Genomic DNA, 20,635 nt, shown 5'->3' on the forward strand with positions numbered 1-20,635 from the left:
GGCTTACGCCCGTGCCATTCTGGCCAGGCTCGTCTTTGAGCCACAACGCAGCGATAACCAGGCAACGAACTCGAACGCAGGCTGATAAACAGTCAGTGATTCGTGGCTAGGTGATTTCATATATTCTAAACTTTCACTTCAACTTCAACTCGAACTTAAACTTCTTCATTCGCGATGGATGCACCAGAATAGCCAGATGCAATTGCATCTTTTGATTCCGTTACGGAGTCAACTGGCTGCGTTTCAACGTCTTCTCGTAAATCCTGGTCCCGTCATCCCCGATAAGCCTGTAGGTGACTTCGGGATCGGCGAGCGATGCGTCGATTGACAATTCACCAAATGCATACTGGTCGGAAATCCCATAGAGCTGAGTCTTCCAACCTTTGTTCTGTGCGGGAGGGCCAAGTCGTCCACCCAAGCTGGCCGCTTCAAACTCGAAGAACTCATAACCCGACGGCCGGGGAATCGTGAATCCTCGTGCTCCATGCCGATCACCCGAAACTAAAATCACTCCGCCAATATGGTTGTCTTCAATCAGCTTGAAGATTCGCTCGCGACCTTTCGGATCCCATTTGCCCCAAGAATCTTTTCCCGCTGAAACGTAATCCGCCCACATCGAACCACAAGATAGAATAATGAACGGCCCTTGGCAGTCGAGCAGTTGTTCTTCCAGCCACTGCATTTGTTGCTCACCAAGAAACGACCCTGGCTTATTCTCTCGAAAGTACCGATTGTCAACCATGATCACGTCGCAGGGGCCGATCCGCGTGCGCAGAAAAACGCCACGGCGCTCGTCATCAAACCCATACGACGGGTTGTTCCACGACTGTTTGAACACATCGCAAACACCCTGTTTGTCTTTGGCCGTGAAACCAGGCGGGATACCGGCCCGGTCGTTGTTGAAATAGTCGTGGTCGTCCCACGTCGCGTAAATCGGAACGGAGGCGGAAAGAGCCTGCCACGGCGGATACTGATCACGCAACAGGTAATCAGCTCGATGCAAACCGAGATGGTTCTCGCGGTCCTGAACCGCAATGTCCCCCAACAGCAGCATAGCCGCCGGCTTGCGACTTCGGATCATCTCCGACTGGGCTTGATTTCCGAAACCCCAGCGGTGCAAACAACTGCCAAACGTGATCCGCACGGTTCCTTTGGAGTCGTCAACCGGGGCCGTCGTAATCGCCGCGTCCTTGGGAATGGAAATCTGCTTTCCGTCCACCAGCACGCGGTACGGATAACGTGTCTCGGGTTGCAAACCGGTGATGGGTACGATTGCTGTCAAGTCAGATTCGACCGTGCTATTGACCGGTCCGAATGACTTTGTCTCGTTGTCCACTGTCAGTTGCACTTCGACCGCTGCCGGCTTCAGCGTGCGGACCCAGACTTTGGCGCCTTCGGAACTGATGCAGCCCAACAACGGCCCCCCCAAAACCGACATGCCGCTGGCCTGACATTTGGTTTGGAAGTCCGTGTTTTGCGCAAGTTCTGCAATCGTGGCATCCTGCTTTGACGACAGAACGTCCCACGCCACTCGGTACATTTGATTGACGGACTCCGGTTGCTCTTCAAACAGGTTGAAATTGAACAGAGTCGATTCCAAATCATTCTTCGAGCTTCCCTGCCTCGACTTCGCGTTTGGCGAGTCAGGCCGCGGCGTTTGCGCTTGCCTTACCTTTTTCCGCTGTTCGTTCTGCTGCTGTGGATTCGGTTCCTGTGCACTGGCCAGCAAGGGGGAAAGAATTCCTAACGCCAAAACCAATGCTGCAATGACTGTCTTTTTCAATTTACGGTTCCTATGTGCATTCTGTCCCGCAGGACGTCGAGTGATTTAGTGCTCTTCTTAGCGGAACGGCGCAGGCCGTCCGGTCCCACGTTACCGGACGGCTTACGCCGTTCCGCTACTATTAAAATCCCGAAGTAATTAAACCGATGTCCTAAGGGATACATGTTATGAATTATCCGGGCTACTCCTTGAACGACATTTTAATCATATCCGGCAGTTTGGTTCGCATCGACTTAGGAACCGCGATGCGCAGCGATCCGACACGGTATACACGCTCAATCGCCGCGCCGGTTCTCAATAACTTGACTGATTGGGGCCGGCCAACGTCGTGAATGAAGACCGCGTTGTCTTTGTCTGGCATGGCGTACCAAGTGTCGCCGCAAACGGTAGTAAAATTTCCCGTCGTGTCGAGCGTCGGCTGCGGTGCGTCAAGATCAACGTCGTAGACTGCTTCGCGAGAATGGGCCATCCAGTCAGCCATTTCATCACAGACGTCATAGAACCAGTCCATCATTTCGCCGTTGCCGGCGTACCCAGGTCTACTGCTGCTGGAAAACATCCTCGCGGTTTTGTTCAGCCGCGCGTAACGTTTTACTTAAACGAGTGTCCCAGGCGACGAGCTTCGTTCCAGACCGTCATCGAGGTGCAGTCGATGTCACGCTTTTCCCCCAGTTGTTCAACCCGTCCAAGACGGATTCTCGCCGATCAACTGGGCAAGTTACCTGCTCTGCTTTTCACTGAACGCGCGTTTGCGAACGCAGCGATGCGTTTGAGGTACAAGTGTTCCCAGGTCTCGCCACTGGTACTTTAGCTTCTCGACGACCTTGTAACTGACCGAAAAACGCTTGGCAATCTTGGGCATACTTTCATTCCCCTCCTGAACGGCGGCGAGGATGCGTTCATGAAAATCCATATCCAACGCTTTCATCGATTGAACCTCCTTGTAAGCAAAAACGTCAAATTGCCCGGTTTCCAAAAATGCACCTATATCCATTTTTGAGATGCTCTCGTTGAATTCCCTGCCAACAGCGTACTGGCCAACTACAGTTTTAAAAGCGATGACCTCGTGCTGCTGATTGATCGACAATCCACCCCAGGGCTTCGTAGTTTCATGAAAGCCACGACCCGATTGGAATTGGGGAAGCACAAAGCGAAGGTTTAACGCGCCCAGCCATCCGAAAGTCTACTTTTGGAAAAATAGGCTGTAACGAAAACGGGGCGTCAAACAGCTGACGGGCGGTGAAGTCGCTGCCGTCGCCAAAAAGGTGGAACCCCACGCTCTGGCGAGTGAAGTTACGATGGTAAATGTCGGATCGACCAAAAACTTCGAACTTCATCATGGACTCACCCCTTATGAAAAACAGAACACTCTTTTCATCTTTCGCAGCATTCGTTCTCGCGTTGATTGCTCCGATGTCTGCCAGCGCGCAGACGAAGCCGAACATTGTCTTTATTTATGCTGACGACATGGGCTACGGAGATGTCCAGTGTCTGAATCCGCAGCGTGGCAAGATCAAAACGCCCAGCATGGATATGCTGGCGAGCGAAGGGATGCTCTTCACCGATGCTCACACCACCTCATCGGTTTGCACGCCCAGCCGCTACGGACTTCTGACGGGGCGTTACAACTGGCGAACACAGTTGCAGACTGGGGTGCTATGGGGATATAGCGAGCCGCTGATTGCTGCGGATCGCCTGACCGTTGGCGGGCTTCTTCAACAGAACGGCTACGAGACCGCGATGATCGGAAAGTGGCATCTTGGGATGACGATGCCGACGACCAATGGTGTGCTGCCTGTGGGCAGGAAACCCAAAACATTGAACATTGTTTGGGATGGCAAGATTCAAAACGGGCCAACCACACGTGGTTTCGATTACTACTATGGGATCTCCGCGTCGTTGGACATGGCTCCTTATGTCTACATCGAAAATGACCGGTTCGATGGCGAGATCCCCCAGGACGGAAAGAGCAGCACAGCAGAGGGTTTCACTCGAGATGGCGTGTTGCCCGAGTTCGGACGGCGGGCGGCCCAATACATCAGCCAACGGGATGACGACAAGCCTTTCTTTCTGTACGTGCCGCTGAATTCGCCCCACACGCCGATTGTCCCGACGAAGGAATGGGTCGGCAAAAGTGGACTCGGAAAGTACGGGGACTTTCAGATGCAAACGGATGCCACCATCGGTCAGATTGTCGATGCAATCGACGCGGCGGGATTGAAGCAGAATACGCTAGTCATCGTCAGCAGCGACAACGGCTGCTCCAAGGCAGCCGGGATTCCTCAGCTGCAGAAACAAGGCCACTACCCGAGCGCCCAGTTCCGCGGCTCGAAGGCTGACCTTTGGGATGGCGGACACCGCGTGCCGTTCATCGTCCGCTGGCCAGCCCGCGTCCAGGCAGGCAGCCGATGTGATCAAACGATTTGCATGACCGACTTCATGGCGACATGTGCGGATATCGTGAACGCCAAACTTCCCGCCGATGCGGCCGAGGACAGTGTCAGCTTTCTGCCCGCTTTAGACTCGAAACCCATCGTTTCGACGCGAGCCGGAATAGTTAACCATTCGATCAGCGGCCATTTTGCTTACCGACAAGGGAAGTGGAAACTGATGCTCGCCAAAGGTTCCGGTGGTTGGTCTGCCCCCAACGAGAATGCCGCGAAGAACAGCACGCAAAAGGCGCAACTGTACGACATGGACGCCGACCCCGGTGAGACAAACAATTTATACGAGAGTCGTCCGGAAGTGGCCGAACGACTGTTGAAACAACTCGAATCCGACGTCCAGGGTGGTCGCAGCACCAAAGGCCCGATGGCTAAAAATGACGTCGAAAACATTGTATTATGGAAGAACCAAACGAGAAGATCTAAATGAGCCAAGGCGAAACAGTCCAGCGCGCAGTCGTTACACCGGTTGACGTGTCGGAAGTTGCAAGCGTTAAGTGTTTAGGAAAAAAGACAACCAAAGGAAATCCAATGAAGAACACCCCCGTGATCCTCGCGATTCTGCTCAGCGGCCTTTTTACAGCTAATCTGTCGGCTGAAGGAAAGCCTGGAAAGAAAGATTTCCCCACACAAGCCGGGATCGGAACGGTGGATCGGTACAATGCACATGGCAAGGAAGTGTATCGGTTCGTTCCTAACGATAAAGCACTGCGAATGATCAAATTCGTTCCCGGTCAATTAGGCTACAAGAAGAACAAGCTCCCCAAGGAGTATGAGACCATCCTTGCTACCGCGCTCGCCGAAAAGAAAGAGATTCATCTCGAATGCAAGTACTTTGATCACGGCCCTGGAAAGACCGCGATCGGAAAGAAAATAATCGTGTTGAAATTTGCAGACGCGGAATCGCCAGTTCCAACGAATTGAAGGACGCTTGCCTTTCGCACCAAGACGTTACGTCGATTGCCGTACGTCGAAAGGTTCAAGCGGGACTCAATTTCGGACCAAATTCGGGGGGAATCGCAGTGAGTAGCGTCGAATCGCGATCGCATGCTTTTACCCTTCTACGATCAGTCGCTGCTTGACTCCGGCGAGGCCAACACGCTGGCTGAATTGGCTAGGTTTCTCGGTGTCAGCCGTACGCGTGTTACCCAAATTCTGAAACGCCTGCATTAGCGTAGCAACAGCACCGAGTTCCGCGGGTTCTTGTTGACGACGGATATCAGGCTCGTGGATAGTGCCGTTTTCGTTTCTGGCAAGAATCCAGATCTGGTCACTCTTCGCATTTCCAGAGACGGACCGAGTCAAAGACAATCCGACAATTCGGTCCACCCTTGAACGTAAACCTTGGCCCGAGTTTGTCTTTGTCGTTGATGATGGTGACCGCTTCGTGTTTGTACGCTTTGCTGTAACCGTTGACGCCAATGGTGATCTCTCCCTTTCTGTATTCGATGACTAGGTCGATCCATTCACCGAGCTTCATGCCTGACTCGGGCTCGGCAAACGTAGGGCCATCCGGCAGCTTGACTCGATGACCGCCTCCTTCCAGGTAGTTGAAGACGATCATGTGGTGGCCGATTTGAAGAACGGGCCTGCCGGGCGAGAGTTTGTCCGTCTCGAACCTGAATCGCATGTGACAGACAAACGCTTCCGGGATCCGATTGACGTGGACGACCGGTTCCAGCCCGAGATGATGATCGCGTTTGAGCACTTTCATCGCCTCTTCCTTCGATTGGAACAGTGCCGTCACAATCAGCTTGCCAAGCTGGGAAAGAAGGAAACCGAGATTCAGATCCCGTCATCGGCACTGCAGCTACTTGGCGCCTTGCTGACCGAATTCGCCAAGGGCAACGCGGTGACTATGTTCCCGGTGCATGCCGAGTTGACAACGCAGCAGGCTTCGGACTTGCTCGGTGTGTCGCGGCCGTTTCTGGTCGAGCAACTTGAAAAGGGCGAGCTTCCGTTTCGTAAAGTTGGTACCCACCGGCGTGTTCTGCTGAAAGATCTGATGGAGTACAAGCGGTCGATGGACCGTAAGCGTCATGAAGCACTCGATGAATTGGCGGCACAGGCCCAAGAGCTCGATATGGGTTATTGAGCCTTGAGTCACTTCACGGTTGTTTACGACGCGTGCGTGTTTTTCATCGGTAGTTCAATCCTTGTTCTTTGAATGCTCGCTTGGCGTAGCTGAGCGTTGGATACTTCTTCGCGATTTTCCCGGCAGCTTGGTCTGCCATTCGCGATCCTTTGTCGCCGCCTACTGCGTCACGGAGTTCGGCGAGCATCTTGGCGGCTTTGGCGTAGTTCTCGGTCGACCGCGATTGAATCAGTTTCTCGGCACCCGAGATCGCTGAGTCGGGATCACTGCGTATTTTTGCAAGTCGCTTCTCACGCTTGCGTTTCTCGCTGGCAATTTCCCGTTTCTTCCTTTGGTCCGCTTTTATGTTCGCCTGTTCACGGAGTGCTTCAAGCGTGCGAGAGCCCGCACTAACCGGCCACGTCGGCTGGCTAGATTGGTTTCGCATGGCGGCTAGGACTTCGGCACGCACGGCCACAGCGTCATCTCTAAGAACACGGCGCATCAGTACACGCAGGGTCTCGGGTGACTGGTTAGCCAACCAATCATCTACATCGGGCTCACGGGCAGCTTGACCGGGCAGTTGAGGTGATTGTTCATTGGCGGCAGCGAGAAGATCGCTATCGAGTTCGTAGAAGTCAATCAATTCGGCAAGCTCGGGCGGGAGCTTTCCTAGACCAGCGGGTACTGGTGGCTCGAGAGATTCTTCATCCCAATTGCATGCTAGCCATCCGAGATAGAGCACCCGGGTGTCACCGGTCATCAATCCTTCCCGGATTTTGGGAAGGCAGGCGACCATTCGCTCGAAGCTGAAATAGCCCTCACTGTAGAAACCAGCATCGCATTCAGGCTGAATCGACAGCACGCCCCCTTTGCCGCGTTTGTCTTTCTTCCATTCGATGCTGTACTCCATCGCGTAGGCCTTGAACTGTTTCGCACTCAGGGGCAGTCCCATAGGCAATCGAAACAGTAACTTGCGGACACCGTAGTTTGCGTAATGCAGATGCACGTCGTATCCGCGTCGCATCATCTCCAGCGAGTTGCCGTGGAAATCACCGAAGTGATATTCATTTTGAAATTGCCACCGTGTCACTTCCGCCCGCGTCGACTGGCGCCGCATGTACTCGAGCTGCTTGTCATCGAGTGGTTTGTCGACTGCAGCAAAATAGACGTACTGGTAAACGCTCATGGATGATCACTCCGTTGTGTCTGGTGACTTCAGAATTCCTTTCGCCAAAACTCGCGAATCAGCTGATACGACAGTTGATGAAGTCATTAGCTTACGACGAAACAGCGGTTCCCTGTAGTTCCTGTACCATGATTCCGTGCGTGTTGGGAAATATGCGAAATGCTGTGGCGACGCTAAACCACTCGTTCTGCTCGCCGAGTTGCTCGCGATTTTTGAAGAACACGAAGTCAACTTGATCGTCGTCACGGATCCGAATTTTGGACAATCGGCTGCCAGTCGGTTGGCCAGTAACATCGTCGCCGCGGCGAGTGAGTTTCAGCAGGATCTCACCCGCGACCGACTTTCCGAGATGCGGATGGCTTTGAAGCGTCACGGCAAACGTGTCGCGGGCAAGATTCCATTTGGCTACATGACGGAGATTTGTTGGATGAGGAAGTCATCCTGGAAGGCTTCGACGATCGAGTCGACTTGGGTCTCGTCATACTCGATCACAAAATCGATATCGCGGGTCGAGCGGGGAACTCCCCAGTAGTTACCAGCCATCGAACCGACCAACATGTAATCAATGCCGGCCGTTTCGAGTCGACACAGGCAATCAACAAGTAATTCGGTTTCCGTCACGACGTCTTGCTCTTGGCTAATTCAATCTCGTAGCCGGCACGAATGCGTGCTTTTAGCTTTTCTGCGATCTCTGCTTCACTAGCATCAGGATTACGATTTCGAATTCTCTCGCGAGCGATTGCGAGGGACGCTTCGTGTGAGCCGAGGCCAATTTTGAGCCATTCTTCGCCGGTCATGTGGCGGTAGGCCTCCAATTGAAGCTGGTCGATATCTAGCGTGATGCTTACCCTTCCTTCGGAGACAGCGGAAGAATACGTTCGCGGGCCAGTCCAGCAGGTCATCGGGGTACGTCCGGACGCGGAACGCGACATCTCGCACTGGTTCACTCATTCGTGTTAACCAGCTTTGCCGAGTCAAACAGAGAATCAGAGAGTTCTCGGGGTTGTCTCTGGGGTGCGGAGCAAACCAGGGTGGTTGGACTCGGCAGCCCGGACTCTCGCCGCGAAAGTGAGAACTTTGAGTTTGGGCGCCACGGCGTCGAAAGACCGCGAAAAAGGGGGCGGAAACGAGAAACGCCCGCGGGTCATGCTGGACCGACGGGCGTTAACTGGTTTGCGAGAGTTTTCGCTTTTTTAAATTCAGCTCCCCGAACCCAACGCTCTCCGGAAAAAGTCTCAGTTTGGGGAACTGTGTAACACCTGAATCACCAATGAATTACAGCAAATCCGTTCGGTTCGGTCAATGCCTGTTTGAGATCTGGATGGTCAAGGAATTTTGCATGGCGGGTTAGCAGTACGCTGTTAACCACATGCGGTTTGTCTTGCCAAGCCGACAAACCACGATGAGGTTAACAGGCAGAGACTCCAGGAACCATACGCGAGCGTGCAACTCCCCCTAGTCCAGACGTACGCTGCTTGTTGATTGATGGATATTCAACCCGATTTAGATCGGCGATTAGCCTCGTCGCTTCAGCGGTGTACAGCCATGGTGAGCTTCTAGGTGCCATAAGGTGGGCTTATGCAATGTTCATCTTTCGAATCTTGCGGACGGCTTCCTTGATGGCTTGGAATTCTCCGGGCGTACTTCCGATCACCAGACGCATCAGTTCGGGCATGTCCTTAGGATGCCGCTTCACCATGCCATCAACGTCCTCCGGAACGCGATCGGCAAATGAAATCCATAGATCGGCATCCTCACCGAGGATTTTGGCAATTCGCCGCACGCGATTGGCCGTCGGTGGGTCGAAGCGTCCTTGCTCAACTTGGGATAAATACGTAGGCGACACCCCGATCATGTCTGCGAACTTCCGAAGCGTGATCCGTTTCGACAACCGTCTTTCTCGCAACCGAGCTCCAAATCTATTCGTTCGCACTTTCTCTCTCAAAGTTGTCTTCACGTTATTGGCCTCATTTTCCTAACGAACTCATCCGATCTGCTCATTGAACACGGCTGCGTTGACACGTTTGGTCACATCGATTCGCCTTTCGATTGCTCGTTGCAAATCCTTTCCCTTTCGATGTCGCCTGCGATTCGGATGGACGAAATGCTGCGGCGTGGCGAAGCACAGGACACGCTCGAGCGTGCCGAGCTGGGCAAAGTCTCGCAGCCTCGTCTCACTCAAATCCTGAGCCTATCGCAGCTCGCACCCGAGATCCAGGAAGCGTTGCTGTACCTGCCTCGCGAAATGACGGGGCGTTCAAAAATTCACGAAAGCTGCGTCCGATCACTAGAGAATTGTGCTGGGACAAACAACGCGAGAAGTGGGCAACCCTACTGAAAGAATGTCAGTGGTGCAAAATGGCCTCGAGTTCCCTGATTGCGAGCGCAAGGCTTATAGTTTTTGACGCCGAGCCGGAGCAAAAATGCAGACCGCCGCCACCGACTGCTTCCAAGTGCAGTCGGCAGCTCACAGCCATCAACTAAGTCTGACGCAGTCGAGCAACCTCTTGCCCTAACAGCTCAATCATCTCCCGGATGAGCAGGTAGTTTTCACCGCTGCTGTGGTTCCGCTTCGACAACGCAGCAAGGTAGTCGTCGAGTTCGGCGGAAACCTTGACGTTTCCGGCTGCGGCACATAGATCCCCGAAGAGTGTCAATACTCGCTCAGCAAATTCACGATCCTTGCAAATCGCTTCCAATGCCCCGTCCATGCCCTGGGCGATTTTGTCTTCGGCTCGGGCAATGTTTTGCTCGTCGAAGCTCAAGCGACCACTGTCAACGATAGTGCTCAACACCCCGTCCAACTCGATTCGTTTTCCACCGGAAAATGCGAGGCCGTCCCAGTGGCTGGCCAATCGACAACGCAGCATTTCCTTCTCCCGGTCGACGACATCCAGGTTGCGGTAATAGTGTCCACCGCGCTGCGCGATCGCACCGAAGCACAGACCCAACGCAAATGCCAGCTTACCGGTGTCGGTCTTGTCACTCGGCATAATCGACGGCATCGACGCCATCGTCTCACGCGAGAAGACGGACAGCCAGTTGCCGCCCTCGGCTTCCCATCGAGTGAGTTCCGTCATGCACTTTCGTACGTCTCTGATCCAGTGCCATGACGCGCCATGCACCCGACGGGTCGCGATGATTCGGTGCCGGTCGCTGACAGTCGTCTGCGTCACGGTCCCGTTGTATCGTGCATCGGTCCCAACGTGCGATTCGGTAACCGCTTTCAACGCCTTTGCAACGATGGATCGCTGGTGCCCCTCGTCATCGTCGCTGCCCCTGGGAATACCGATGATCGTTGCATCGGGGAACTGCAATCCCAAACGGCCGGGCTCGGCCTGCCACATTGGTTGAATAACACCCAGCAGGTGCCGGAGTTTCGCTTGAGCAACAGGCCGCTCCTCGAGGTCTCGCAATTGTGCAGCAAGCACGTCGACAACCGACAACTTGCTCAACTTAGTGCGGAACCATTCTTTGGCAGCGGCCTGAACGGCATCGAACGCCTTGTCTTTTGAAACCAATCGCCGAGTCGCCGACGCGATGGACTTGCCCAACGCAGGAACCAAACGTTTCATAATCTCGCCATGAATAGGACGATGAAGCGAAAACAATCGCTGCATGGTTCGATCCGTCATCACGTTAATCTCGGCTGACGAGTTCGTTGTCACGCTTCTCGCGCCGCGACTGACTTGGCTTCTCGCGACCGTGCTCTCGATCCGATGCGTCGCCGAAGCGATGACCCTCTCCGCCGTCGTGCGTTCGCGATTTGCGGCGTACAGCAATTGCCGCAAGACATCGGCTGCCGATGTCTTTGCCTTCGCTCGCACGGCTGCCGAAAATGACGTCATCAACTGATCAGCCACAGCCCGCTGTCGTTTCTTGTCACATCCCCAACCACGCAGTCGCTGGCTCAAGCGACCGATGTGTTGCTTCGTAACCTCAAGCGATGCGACCGAACGCTCATGCTCCAGGCGAGCTTCATCGTCCAGCGCGGAGGCACCAGCTGACAGTCGATCTGCGATCGCGACAATGAGTAACTCAGCGTCTGCCCAACTGCTCTGCGCGACCTCCTTGCGAACACAAGCCAACAAGGATGATTTCATATCATCAATGAGCTTTGCCGAGGTGTCAGCCAAACGTGAGGCGACACCTGGCAGAACCTTCTGAGCGAAGGCCGTTTTCGCCGCTTCGGCTTGCGAACAGAATCGTGCGTTGCGGAAATGCTGATGCTGAGAACCATTCGTCTTCACGAATAGACTGCGAGTCAATTCCCGTTCCGAAGGCAGTGTCAAACTCTTGAGTTTTTCACTCAATTCGTGAGGACGTAGACTGATGGGCTTGCCCGGCAAGGGATTCGTCAACCAAGCGTCCGCAGCCTGCTCCCAGTTGACGCCATCGGACGAGTCCGTCACGCATTTACGCACGAATTCCGTAAGCCACGTTGTGGACATGCTGTCGACCAGTTCGTCGATCGGCAACGCAATGGCAGCCGACGCGAAGGTGCTCACATGGCGATGCCGCTTGGTGACCGGATCGGGTTTCATCAGTGCCTGCATCGTCGCCAGATTGTCATCATCAGTCATGGCCTCGTCACCGATCTCCGTCGCCGTCATGCTCATCAAGAACATCGAAGCGGCCTCTCGGACATCTTTTCCGCTTTCCATGGATCGGCCATCGGACAGATGACGCGTGGGGAGGTAAATTTGCGAGAACAACCCAGGGGGGATTGGCGTGGCAGTTTCTTTGGTAAGCCCAAAGGTCACTCCCTTGTCGTGCAATGCACCATTTTGCGCGGCTTCGATTTCTCGGATAGTCATCGCACCGTTGCAGTACATCCGAGAAGCTTGCTCCGACCCAGGGATCAGTTCGTCAAAGCAGCTTACCGAGGGCAAGATCGCCACCAGGTTGACACCCATTTCGCGTGTCTCTTCACGGATCATTGAAGAAAGCTCCACGTGGTTTGGAGACCCGGTACCTCCAGTGATTGAGCCGATCAAGAAGATGGTCAACCGGTTCTGAACCTGAACACGGCCACCGTTGCGATGATCCATCTCGCGTTCCAAACGGCTATGAACCCCTTGTAATTTGGCGATCTTGCTACGAACCGCACTGCGGACCACCTCTCGGTTTGCCGCGAACGTAAGCGAACCGTTCTGACGATCCTGACCGGCTTGCGTCGTTCCTTGATTAGCGACCAGCAACTGACGTGTGGCCTGCTCAGGATTATCTAATCCCATACGCTTCGCCAAATGCGGATGGGCGTTGATGTCTTCCGCTGCAAGACGATTTCGTTCGGTGCTCATTTCAACGAACTCATCGTCCGCGAAAGCAACCCCATTCGCGTCGCCTCGCTTAGACGCTGGGTCCGTATCGAAGTTGAGAAAGTCAACGAAACCTGGGAAGTCAAGCGACTCCGTCTTCTTCTTCGTCAAGCTATTGATCTTGCACCCTTCTCCGCCGATGCCGATGCAGAGTTTAGGCGAGATCAATCGAATCAGCGTATCAATCGCCTCATCAACCGACCCCGGTGACGGGGTGATCGCATCTTCGAGATCAGTGATGAACGAAAGTCGACGCTCGCTGATTCGCGACTTGGGTGAATCCACTCGATCGTTTCGACGAGCGCGACGTGTCTTTCCATTGCTGTGTTCAGGGTTGGGACGGATCATGGCAGTAACTCCAAAAAGGGAAACAGGGGTTGGTTGATCAGGAACGGATTTCACACGTCGTCAAACTACGCCGTGTAAATGATTGTGAAGTCGCCCAACGTGAGCGTTTCACCAGACTCAGCGATTGCTGACTCGTCGGGGAATCCATCCCGTTGCAGCGTGATACAGAAACGCTCTGCTCCCGCCTCTACTTCCAACATGGACACCAGCACCGAGGTGCTTTCGTCCCACTTGATTGCTTCATCCGCATGTTCGCCGTCAAATGCGAAGGTCTTCGATTCGTAGATATTCGAGACTGGGGTCACGACCAAAGCGCCACCAATCATGTCGAGCGACTTCGCAAAGTTTGCCTCATTGCGTTTTGCAACGAACCATACTCCGCCTCCGATCAAGATCATGCCGATCGGGAATTGCCAAGACAGATTGCGGACCCATTCAGCGAGTGGCTCAGCGATTTCAATGGTTTCCTCCCAAGTTCGTGGCGAAGTGCCTTCAGGACCATAAACGGTCACGATGACATTCCACTTTCCTGGAGCGAATGTGTGCTTCGCGTCCGCGTCGAAATCGAGTACGCGCGGCTCGCTACTGTCGCCGAAATCGTAGATCGTTCGCTCCACGCTACCCGTAGACTGATTGTCGAACTCAACTTCGGTCGGCCCTCGTCCTGTCAGGCGGTTTGCCTCAAACAGAGCGGTGGGCTGCACTGCTTTGGGAACGACCTCAAAATGCTGCTCCATCTCATCAGTACCCCCAGGACCAGTGACAACTTGTCGGATCGAAACTTCACCAGTCGCTGAACACGGGAACTCAAAGAACGGGCTTGCTTCATCCGCTGCTAGGTCGATTGAAATCGGTGACTCAAATCCAGTCACATGGAATACCATGGATTCGATGGGACCGTGCGCTGTACTCGTAATCAGCACCGAGTCACCAAGCGTGGGGCGTCGTGTACCGATTGTGAAACCAGCAACAGGTTTCGCATGAGCGTCAACTTCTATCTCCTGCTCAAACGTCGCGGTACCACCCGGCCCAGCCACGACTTTACGAACAACATGTCGACCGCCTTGTTCGCTTGCGACAAAGTCGACGATTCGTCCATCGTTGACTGGCCTTCCATCAATGAACAACTGGCTCGATTCAATGACCCCTTCGGATTGATCAACGATCTGAAAAGGCGTCCCTGGACCAATGCGTTTGGGCATCAGCAAGTTCGCGACGGGCTTACCTGGACGAGGCACATTCAGTTTGGCCTCGCTGGTGACTGTCTGATCAAACTTATCCCATACCGTCAAACCAACAATTTGCTCCCCATATTCCTTCGGCACGACGAAGGTTACATGCTGCTCGTCCGATTCGCTGCCATCGGGCAGCAACCATCGCTGACGAACGCCGCCTGTTGTTTCTTTGATGGCCGTGACCCGATCACCAGGCTTCGCCGTGGCGGCAGACAGTTTGATCGATGTGGTCGGCGCGGGTGGTTGCCTAACCAATACGGTGGCTTTGGCTTCCGAGCGTTGATTCAGCTTGTCCTTCACGACTAACGAAACAACCTGCGCCCCGATGTCCTCGAAACGGTGTGTTACCTCTGAATCGCTCTTGACAACGCCTCCTGGCAGAATCCAGCGACGATCGGCCACTTCACCTTCCGAAACATCCGTCAATACAACTGGATCGCCAAGCGTCACGACCGCCGGGTTCGTAGCGATTTTCGCGATCGGAGCGTCGGGGGCCACAACCCGAATCGTTTTCGTGACCCGACTCTCCCGTCCAGCGTCAGACTTGACCACATACCGTATCGCAAACTCGCCAGGATGATCGTATCGGTGTCGCAGTACGTCACCTTTGCTGTACGGCGTTCCATCGCCCCAATCTGCCGCTTGCAACACAATGCCCTCACCGTAGCTGGTATCGAGCAGCCCAATTTCTTCACCGACGCGAATGCTCGTCGCCGACAGTTCAAAACCGGCGCTCAGTGGTACCAAGTCAACCGCTTCGTCAACGCGAATAACGTTGATACGCTCTTTCTCCAATACCTGCTTCACGTCGGCAGCCAGATCCCAACCGATGGTCACCCAGTCGAGCGTCACGACTTCTTGCAGCAAGTCGCTGTATTTTCGGACAAGCGAGTTATGGTCCAGTCCTGGAGCCTTCTCTTCATCCCCGCCATCACTGAGCAACAACATTCGGACTCGATTCTCAGGATTTTCAGTGGCTAGCTTTCGGGCCAAGGCAAGTGCATCATCAGCAGCACGCCAAAGGAAGGTCGTACCCCCACTGCTTTTAATTTTCTCAACAGCCTCCTGAAGCTGCATTCGCGATTCACTGCCCAGAAGCTTCACGTCACAGAGCGTCGTCGACGCATGATCGAACACGATCGCAATCACCCGAGTGCCATCGGGCAAGTCCTTGCTCAAACGCGAGACCTTGCGTCGCACGTTCGCGATCTTTGTCTTGTCACTCAGGATCGGCTGGATCGGTGATGGCAAGTCGTCATCCATCGATCCACTGATGTCGATAACGACCACGAAGGTCATCGGAGCATGCGTCGGCTCGGCCGCGAAGATCGGGAGAGCGAACGTGAGCATCGCACAAATCAGTACGACGACTATTAATTGTTTCCGGACGGTTTGGTGGCAGTGACGAATCATGGATAGGTTCCCCGTGTTTGTTGTTTTGTCAGTTAGTTACTTCGAGACGATTTCGATGCTCGGTGTCGACTCGCTGGCACCGCCGCCGCGAATCAGGTTGATTGACCACTCAATCCATTCGCGCAGGTCTTCCAAGGTGATTGCTCCCTTCGCAAACAGCAGGCCGATCCCAACGATGGCAGCAAACATGGCCACATATCGAAACCAAGACGATGAAGCGACCTTCCAACTCACACCAAAGCCGACCGCGAGTACCAAGACCGCTACCCCGATCAGCAAGTACATTCCGCTAGGGGTCGACGCGGGCAAGATCGAATCATCAGCCAGAGCCTCGCGAACATCGGCAAGACTACGTCCGCCGAGGTCGCTCTCACCGTCACGCGCAAGATCCCCGTGCAAGACGGTGAAGTTGGTAGTGGGACGTTTGATGGTGACGCCGATGTTGCCTGGCATCACCGGACTGAGTGCTCCGATGTCGAAGACGCAATCGTGTGGCAGGCGACTGGCGATCTCATGATCAATGCCCAACGTCGCGACTGGGCCGCTCGGTTGAATATCAACTGACTCGACCGATCCCACTTGAATTCCATCAAGAACGACAGCGGCCCCCGCTTCGAGCTGGTTGACGTCCGATCCTCGAAGCATCAATCTCGACTTGGCGGTGCCAAGACTCGACCAGCCCCACCAAGCGAGCAAACATACGAGGACAACAACAAGAATCGCGATCGCGAATCCCGGCATGGTAAATCCTTCGTCATCGACGAAAGGCAATTCGGAATCGGTCTGCGTCAAAGACTCCTCGAAGTGTTGCTCGTATTGATTGTTCATCTTCGCTAACCTTGTTTGACAGCGTGTGTCGTTTCTGATTGAAAGGAATAAAACTCGTTGCACCGTCATAAGACTGTTTGTTACGATCTTTGTTGTTACCGAATCACGCTCACGCTTTTGTTGAAAACCCCGGCTTCGACTTACTGTCAACGGCCTGCAAAAATCGCGGGCTGTAACAGCGAACGCCGCATGACGGCGTTTTGTGTAACAACATGCTCCGCTGATTTCGTTCAGCTCGTCGCTTGAACTGTTTCCGGTGTTGCAGTCGCCTTCGCGTCCGACATAAATCGCTGCACGACTAACATCCATTCGCTGGCGCGGGATAATTCCAGGGTAAGTAGCCCAAGTAAATTCTTTGGCGAGTGACTTGAAGACACTTTTACTTCCTCGTTCAAAATGCTGATCAACGAGTCAATTTGGTATTGCGAAAGTTGTGGGATCGACGCGATGAGCCGATACTTCTCGGACGCGGTCAGCGACAGGGAACAACGCAGTCGCTCCAAGAATCCCGACTCGTCGAATTTGGTCAGCGGATGCTTTGGGATCACAACCGGCTCGATCGGCAACTCACGAAAAATGTCACCAAATCGGTAGTCACCCACCGCCCGCAGTGCGGCGATATCAGAGGAATCGAACCCGTCGCTCTCGGATACCTGCTGACCGGGTGGAGGAGGAGGAGGGCCGTTGTCTTTAAGGCCCTCGGGGAGACTCGTTGGCTCGACGGGGCGATCAAACACTCGGTCCGGTGCAAGCCCTCCTTCTGGAATCTTAGAGTCCAACGTGAACGGTTCGATCTCGTTGTTCATTACTTCGATTTCAGCATCAAGTTGCGAAATCTCTGCACCGAGATTGTCTCCTTCGTCGGAGCACTCGATCTTCGCCGACCCGAACTCAAGCTGCTGAAACAGCAACTGGCAGATCTCGTGAACCTGCTCCTCAGAAGGATTCGACTGCAAGACAGATAGCCATTCTCGCTTTCGACTCTCCGAAACGCAGTCAGTGTCGGACACGAACTCGATAATTTGGCCGACACCAAGCGGGCTGGGATTAAATTGCATGGTCATTTCAATTCTCCGGTGGGGTGGTTAAACAAATCGTGGATTGCTCGGTGACAGGCGATGCCGCTTCCTTGGTCTCGTCATCGCTCGCGGCGTCTTGGCTAGTCGTCACAGCCAGCGACTGCGGCAGTTGCTGGAGCGATTGCTCAACCGTCGGGAATGCGTTGCGTGCTTTCCGCAATTGGGCTTCAATGACGCGGTGATCTTGGCCGTGTTTCAAACGCGAGATCTCGCGAATCAGTTTCTCTTGTTTCGGATTCGGGGCATCGCGGTGGTTCTCGATCCGAATCGTGAACGGTTCCCTTCCAACGGTTCCATGCGACCGTACAACGCCCGTGAAGTTCGGTAAGTCAGTTAGGGTTGCCGGGTTCACATTCATTCCCATGCCGCCCGCCAATCGCATCGCGTCCATCGCACTGACTCGAAGAGCGACGATCGTGGCAACATTGCCCATGATCGAAGCGAAAACGTCCTCTGGAAGCTGGTCGACATATTGGTTGGCAAGCGTTACGGATAGCTTGTATTTCCGAGCCCCAGAAAGAAGTTCCGCGATCCGGCCATCAGCGAACAACTGGCACTCGTCGGCGAAGAGGTGGAATGGCGTTGCAGTCTCTGGAGTTTGCTGCATTGCCGCCTGACGCAACCGCGAAACGACGTTACTCGCGAGCAATCGCGACGGGTGTTCGCCAAATCGGCCTCGGCCGAGATTCACAAAGAGAATTTTGCGTTTCCGAATCACTTCTACAAAGTCGATTGAGCGGTCTTGACAGATCACATTTCGCATCGCGGAGTCGGAAATGAAGCGGTTAAACTTCGACGCGATGTAAACTGACAGATTGCGAATATCAAGATCGCCCCGAGCCGACTCCATCTCGCGAATAAAGTCTTCCGTGTCTGGATCTTTCCCAGACAATCGGGTCAGTAGCGCCGCTCGCATCGCCGGATTCGAGTAGAGCGAACGTAACATGGCCAGACTCGGTTTCCACTTACCGTTCGGTGGAGCAACCCCCAGCAACAACCCCAACATGCCGCGTATATGAGCTTCACAAACCGGCCCCGAAACGTTGTTCCAGTTGTCGCCATAGGAGTGTTCCAAGTCACAGTACAAATCGTTGATAACCAGATCGCGAGCGGCCCGGTATGTGATCGGGTCGGATTCATGGATCATCAAGGGATTCAGGCCGACGGGGCGTGTGGCATCGGTCGGATCAACAATGATCACATCACCCGCTCGTTCTGCGGGCATCCGTTGCAGAACGCTGGCGATCAACGTTCCGTGAGGGTCGATGACGGCGACGCCTCGACCACGCCCGATGTCATCAATGATTTGTTCCCCCATCCATGTGCTCTTCCCACTGCCCGTCTTGCCAACGATGTAGGCATGTTCAAATCGCACGTTTTCGTCGGTACGCATTTCAACGCGCCGACCTTGATGAATCGCCATGCCCAGCAAAACGTCGCTGCCGCTTGCCCCTCGTTCGATGTCGATATTGTCAAACTGACGAACAGGCAGACCCATTCCAAGCGAAACGGGGATTGGGAGACGCAGGAACGACACTGCTTCGGTCGGATGAAACAGTTCCTGCGGCTTTGGCGTAGCCATGCTTCGCATGACTTCGCTAACTTCGACCGTCTTCGCATTGACACCTCCCGGCAATGAGTTCACGCCAGCACTATCGCGATGCAGTGAATTGCGAACCGTCGCGATCAGGGATGCTTTCGGTGTGGATGCACCCACCAAGAAAATGCGAGCAGCCAGCACCTCACCAGTGAGCGCAGCCAAACTGATCGCAGCGGTTTGGCGGGCCGCATCATGAACGATGTCCAAAGCTGTTTGGTCACTTGACGAACCAAACTCGCCGCAGCTAGCAATCATCGCATCCAGCGAATCGCCAGCGAGTGCAGAGCCTGTGGTCACGTGGGCCACAAACGCCGTCGCACCGGCCTGGGATCGCATCGCCTTCAGCAAACGTTCCCAGCTATCGGGCTTGGGAGTCCACGTCGAGCGAACGTTGCCCTGCGAGCCAAGTGACTCAGTTGATTCGCCACGTGAAGCTTGAAGAACAGCAGCCACCATCAATTCGTTACCTGGCGGGACGACTGTGGTACGGCGAGTAAACTCAGTCGCTTGACCGTCTTGAAGCAAGTCGCCAATCGCTTGGAGCATCGCAGTGTCCAGCGTTTCAAAGTCAGCGCTAGTCAGGGCAGCGCGAGCCACGTCAAGCAATGTGTCGGCGTTTTCCTGTGCGCGGCGTTCTGCGGTCGCTTGAATCGGCGATCGCCCGATCGCGATCAGGAATGCCTCAGTCTTTGCCTCACGAGCTTCGGGATCGCGGTTTGTGAGAGTCCCGTGTAGATACTCAGTTCGAACAGGGAGCGATGCGACTGTTTCCGCGAAGGCCAGCCATTGCTCATGCTGATCCACGAACAGACGCTCCAAAGCTTCCGTCGCCGGTTCCATACCATTTTTCGATCGACAGTCCTCCATCGTCGCCACTCGGAAGCCCGACAACGCCAGCTTGGAGCCTCCCGATTCAATCTGAATCACAGGTGTGTTGCATGCTTCCGCTGGCTGCACAGATTCGCGGCCAATGACTTGTGCCAGCTTCGCCCGCATCGCCTCGACGCGAAACTTCTTGTCTTCCTGCATCAATCGCTCTTCGCAAAGCTGGAGCTTCTTTTCCTCCAGTTTCGCGGCTGGCGAAGTGTTGCTTTCACCGTCCAAGCAAACTGGTTCAAGTGAGCGTTGACGTTGTTCAGGTTTCATGTTTGATACCTCAGTTGCCGGTTGGGGTTAAATGTGTGCGATGGCAAATGGCGATCGTCACCCAAGGACATGTCTGTGTCGTGGCCGCGTGTTACAGCGAGATCTTTCTCGAAACACGCGAGCCACTCTGCAAAACGCGAACTTCCATGTCTTCGTAAAAATGTCGGGTTCGGTT

Annotated in this window: 18 protein-coding genes and 1 pseudogene; 6 read left to right on the top strand and 13 right to left on the bottom strand. The window is 54.4% G+C overall.

Going from position 1 to position 20,635, the window contains the following annotated elements:
• Positions 1-220: 220 nt before the first annotated feature.
• The 3 genes from NB063_RS28380 to NB063_RS28390 form a co-directional block, all read right to left on the bottom strand.
• Positions 221-1,783: an alkaline phosphatase D family protein gene (locus NB063_RS28380; RefSeq protein WP_250932445.1), complete on the bottom strand. Its 1,563-nt coding sequence runs from the start codon at positions 1,781-1,783 to the stop codon at positions 221-223.
• A gap of 181 nt (positions 1,784-1,964) precedes the next feature.
• Positions 1,965-2,342, bottom strand: coding sequence for a hypothetical protein (locus tag NB063_RS28385; protein WP_250932446.1), 378 nt, complete (start codon positions 2,340-2,342; stop codon positions 1,965-1,967).
• 159 nt (positions 2,343-2,501) lie between these two features.
• Positions 2,502-2,930 carry a hypothetical protein gene (locus NB063_RS28390; protein WP_250932447.1) on the bottom strand — a complete coding sequence of 143 codons (429 nt, stop codon included), beginning with the start codon at positions 2,928-2,930 and terminating at the stop codon, positions 2,502-2,504.
• 191 nt (positions 2,931-3,121) lie between these two features.
• Here NB063_RS28390 and NB063_RS28395 point away from each other — a divergent pair, with 191 nt between their 5' ends.
• The 3 genes from NB063_RS28395 (at position 3,122) to NB063_RS28405 (ending at position 5,400) form a co-directional block, all read left to right on the top strand.
• Entirely contained in the window at positions 3,122-4,657 is a 1,536-nt protein-coding gene (locus tag NB063_RS28395) for a sulfatase family protein (RefSeq protein ID WP_250932448.1), read from the top strand.
• Between the two features lie 101 nt (positions 4,658-4,758).
• The gene (locus tag NB063_RS28400; RefSeq protein WP_250932449.1) at positions 4,759-5,151 is read left to right on the top strand and encodes a hypothetical protein; all 393 of its coding nucleotides are present in this window, start codon (positions 4,759-4,761) and stop codon (positions 5,149-5,151) included.
• A gap of 123 nt (positions 5,152-5,274) precedes the next feature.
• The gene (locus NB063_RS28405; protein ID WP_250932450.1) at positions 5,275-5,400 is read left to right on the top strand and encodes a sigma factor-like helix-turn-helix DNA-binding protein; all 126 of its coding nucleotides are present in this window, start codon (positions 5,275-5,277) and stop codon (positions 5,398-5,400) included.
• 97 nt (positions 5,401-5,497) lie between these two features.
• Here the strand turns inward: NB063_RS28405 and NB063_RS28410 are convergent, their stop codons facing one another.
• Positions 5,498-5,941, bottom strand: coding sequence for a hypothetical protein (locus NB063_RS28410; RefSeq protein ID WP_250932451.1), 444 nt, complete (start codon positions 5,939-5,941; stop codon positions 5,498-5,500).
• On the opposite strand from NB063_RS28410, the gene NB063_RS28415 reads away from it, so the two are divergent.
• Positions 5,915-6,322, top strand: coding sequence for a helix-turn-helix domain-containing protein (locus tag NB063_RS28415; RefSeq protein WP_250932452.1), 408 nt, complete (start codon positions 5,915-5,917; stop codon positions 6,320-6,322). The genes NB063_RS28410 and NB063_RS28415 overlap by 27 nt on opposite strands.
• Before the next feature lie 43 nt (positions 6,323-6,365).
• Here the strand turns inward: NB063_RS28415 and NB063_RS28420 are convergent, their stop codons facing one another.
• Positions 6,366-7,490, bottom strand: coding sequence for a hypothetical protein (locus NB063_RS28420; protein WP_250932454.1), 1,125 nt, complete (start codon positions 7,488-7,490; stop codon positions 6,366-6,368).
• Between the two features lie 136 nt (positions 7,491-7,626).
• Between NB063_RS28420 and NB063_RS32690 the strand changes: the two are divergent.
• Positions 7,627-7,809: pseudogene (locus tag NB063_RS32690) on the top strand (hypothetical protein); the annotation flags it as partial.
• Positions 7,810-7,895: 86 nt separating this feature from the next.
• On the opposite strand, the gene NB063_RS28430 reads toward NB063_RS32690, so the two are convergent.
• The 3 genes from NB063_RS28430 to NB063_RS28440 form a co-directional block, all read right to left on the bottom strand.
• Positions 7,896-8,111: a hypothetical protein gene (locus NB063_RS28430; protein ID WP_250932458.1), complete on the bottom strand. Its 216-nt coding sequence runs from the start codon at positions 8,109-8,111 to the stop codon at positions 7,896-7,898.
• Complete coding sequence (locus NB063_RS28435) at positions 8,108-8,392, bottom strand: hypothetical protein (protein WP_250932460.1); 285 nt, start codon at positions 8,390-8,392, stop codon at positions 8,108-8,110. The genes NB063_RS28430 and NB063_RS28435 overlap by 4 nt, the downstream gene beginning before the upstream one ends.
• Positions 8,393-9,066: 674 nt before the next feature.
• Positions 9,067-9,423 (bottom strand): helix-turn-helix domain-containing protein, encoded by a 357-nt coding sequence (locus NB063_RS28440; RefSeq protein ID WP_250932462.1) that lies wholly within the window; start codon positions 9,421-9,423, stop codon positions 9,067-9,069.
• A gap of 144 nt (positions 9,424-9,567) precedes the next feature.
• On the opposite strand from NB063_RS28440, the gene NB063_RS28445 reads away from it, so the two are divergent.
• Positions 9,568-9,828, top strand: a complete 261-nt coding sequence (locus NB063_RS28445; protein WP_250932464.1) for a hypothetical protein — start codon at positions 9,568-9,570, stop codon at positions 9,826-9,828.
• Between the two features lie 142 nt (positions 9,829-9,970).
• Here the strand turns inward: NB063_RS28445 and NB063_RS28450 are convergent, their stop codons facing one another.
• From NB063_RS28450 to NB063_RS28470, 5 genes are all read right to left on the bottom strand, one after another.
• Positions 9,971-13,159 (bottom strand): tubulin-like doman-containing protein, encoded by a 3,189-nt coding sequence (locus NB063_RS28450; RefSeq protein ID WP_250932466.1) that lies wholly within the window; start codon positions 13,157-13,159, stop codon positions 9,971-9,973.
• Between the two features lie 65 nt (positions 13,160-13,224).
• A complete protein-coding gene (locus NB063_RS28455) occupies positions 13,225-15,807 on the bottom strand; it encodes a PKD domain-containing protein (RefSeq protein WP_250932468.1) in 2,583 nt (860 codons plus the stop codon).
• Positions 15,808-15,843: 36 nt separating this feature from the next.
• The gene (locus tag NB063_RS28460) at positions 15,844-16,635 is read right to left on the bottom strand and encodes an MlaD family protein (protein ID WP_250932470.1); all 792 of its coding nucleotides are present in this window, start codon (positions 16,633-16,635) and stop codon (positions 15,844-15,846) included.
• Positions 16,636-16,865: 230 nt separating this feature from the next.
• Complete coding sequence (locus NB063_RS28465; RefSeq protein WP_250932472.1) at positions 16,866-17,699, bottom strand: hypothetical protein; 834 nt, start codon at positions 17,697-17,699, stop codon at positions 16,866-16,868.
• A gap of 1 nt (position 17,700) precedes the next feature.
• The gene (locus NB063_RS28470) at positions 17,701-20,460 is read right to left on the bottom strand and encodes a type IV secretory system conjugative DNA transfer family protein (protein ID WP_250932474.1); all 2,760 of its coding nucleotides are present in this window, start codon (positions 20,458-20,460) and stop codon (positions 17,701-17,703) included.
• Between the last annotated feature and the right edge of the window lie 175 nt (positions 20,461-20,635).

It is taken from the genome of Aporhodopirellula aestuarii, assembly GCF_023701485.1.
In the GTDB taxonomy this organism is placed as follows: domain Bacteria; phylum Planctomycetota; class Planctomycetia; order Pirellulales; family Pirellulaceae; genus Rhodopirellula; species Rhodopirellula aestuarii.

Coding starts and splice junctions, on each gene's coding strand:
- NB063_RS28460 (WP_250932470.1), bottom strand. CDS start 16,635: ATGAACAATCAATACGAGCAACACTTCGAGGAGTCTTTGACGCAGACC.
- NB063_RS28455 (WP_250932468.1), bottom strand. CDS start 15,807: ATGATTCGTCACTGCCACCAAACCGTCCGGAAACAATTAATAGTCGTC.
- NB063_RS28435 (WP_250932460.1), bottom strand. CDS start 8,392: ATGACCTGCTGGACTGGCCCGCGAACGTATTCTTCCGCTGTCTCCGAA.
- NB063_RS28470 (WP_250932474.1), bottom strand. CDS start 20,460: ATGAAACCTGAACAACGTCAACGCTCACTTGAACCAGTTTGCTTGGAC.
- NB063_RS28420 (WP_250932454.1), bottom strand. CDS start 7,490: ATGAGCGTTTACCAGTACGTCTATTTTGCTGCAGTCGACAAACCACTC.
- NB063_RS28405 (WP_250932450.1), top strand. CDS start 5,275: ATGCTTTTACCCTTCTACGATCAGTCGCTGCTTGACTCCGGCGAGGCC.
- NB063_RS28410 (WP_250932451.1), bottom strand. CDS start 5,941: ATGAAAGTGCTCAAACGCGATCATCATCTCGGGCTGGAACCGGTCGTC.
- NB063_RS28450 (WP_250932466.1), bottom strand. CDS start 13,159: ATGATCCGTCCCAACCCTGAACACAGCAATGGAAAGACACGTCGCGCT.
- NB063_RS28385 (WP_250932446.1), bottom strand. CDS start 2,342: ATGTTTTCCAGCAGCAGTAGACCTGGGTACGCCGGCAACGGCGAAATG.
- NB063_RS28395 (WP_250932448.1), top strand. CDS start 3,122: ATGGACTCACCCCTTATGAAAAACAGAACACTCTTTTCATCTTTCGCA.
- NB063_RS28445 (WP_250932464.1), top strand. CDS start 9,568: ATGTCGCCTGCGATTCGGATGGACGAAATGCTGCGGCGTGGCGAAGCA.
- NB063_RS28465 (WP_250932472.1), bottom strand. CDS start 17,699: ATGACCATGCAATTTAATCCCAGCCCGCTTGGTGTCGGCCAAATTATC.
- NB063_RS28400 (WP_250932449.1), top strand. CDS start 4,759: ATGAAGAACACCCCCGTGATCCTCGCGATTCTGCTCAGCGGCCTTTTT.
- NB063_RS28415 (WP_250932452.1), top strand. CDS start 5,915: ATGATGATCGCGTTTGAGCACTTTCATCGCCTCTTCCTTCGATTGGAA.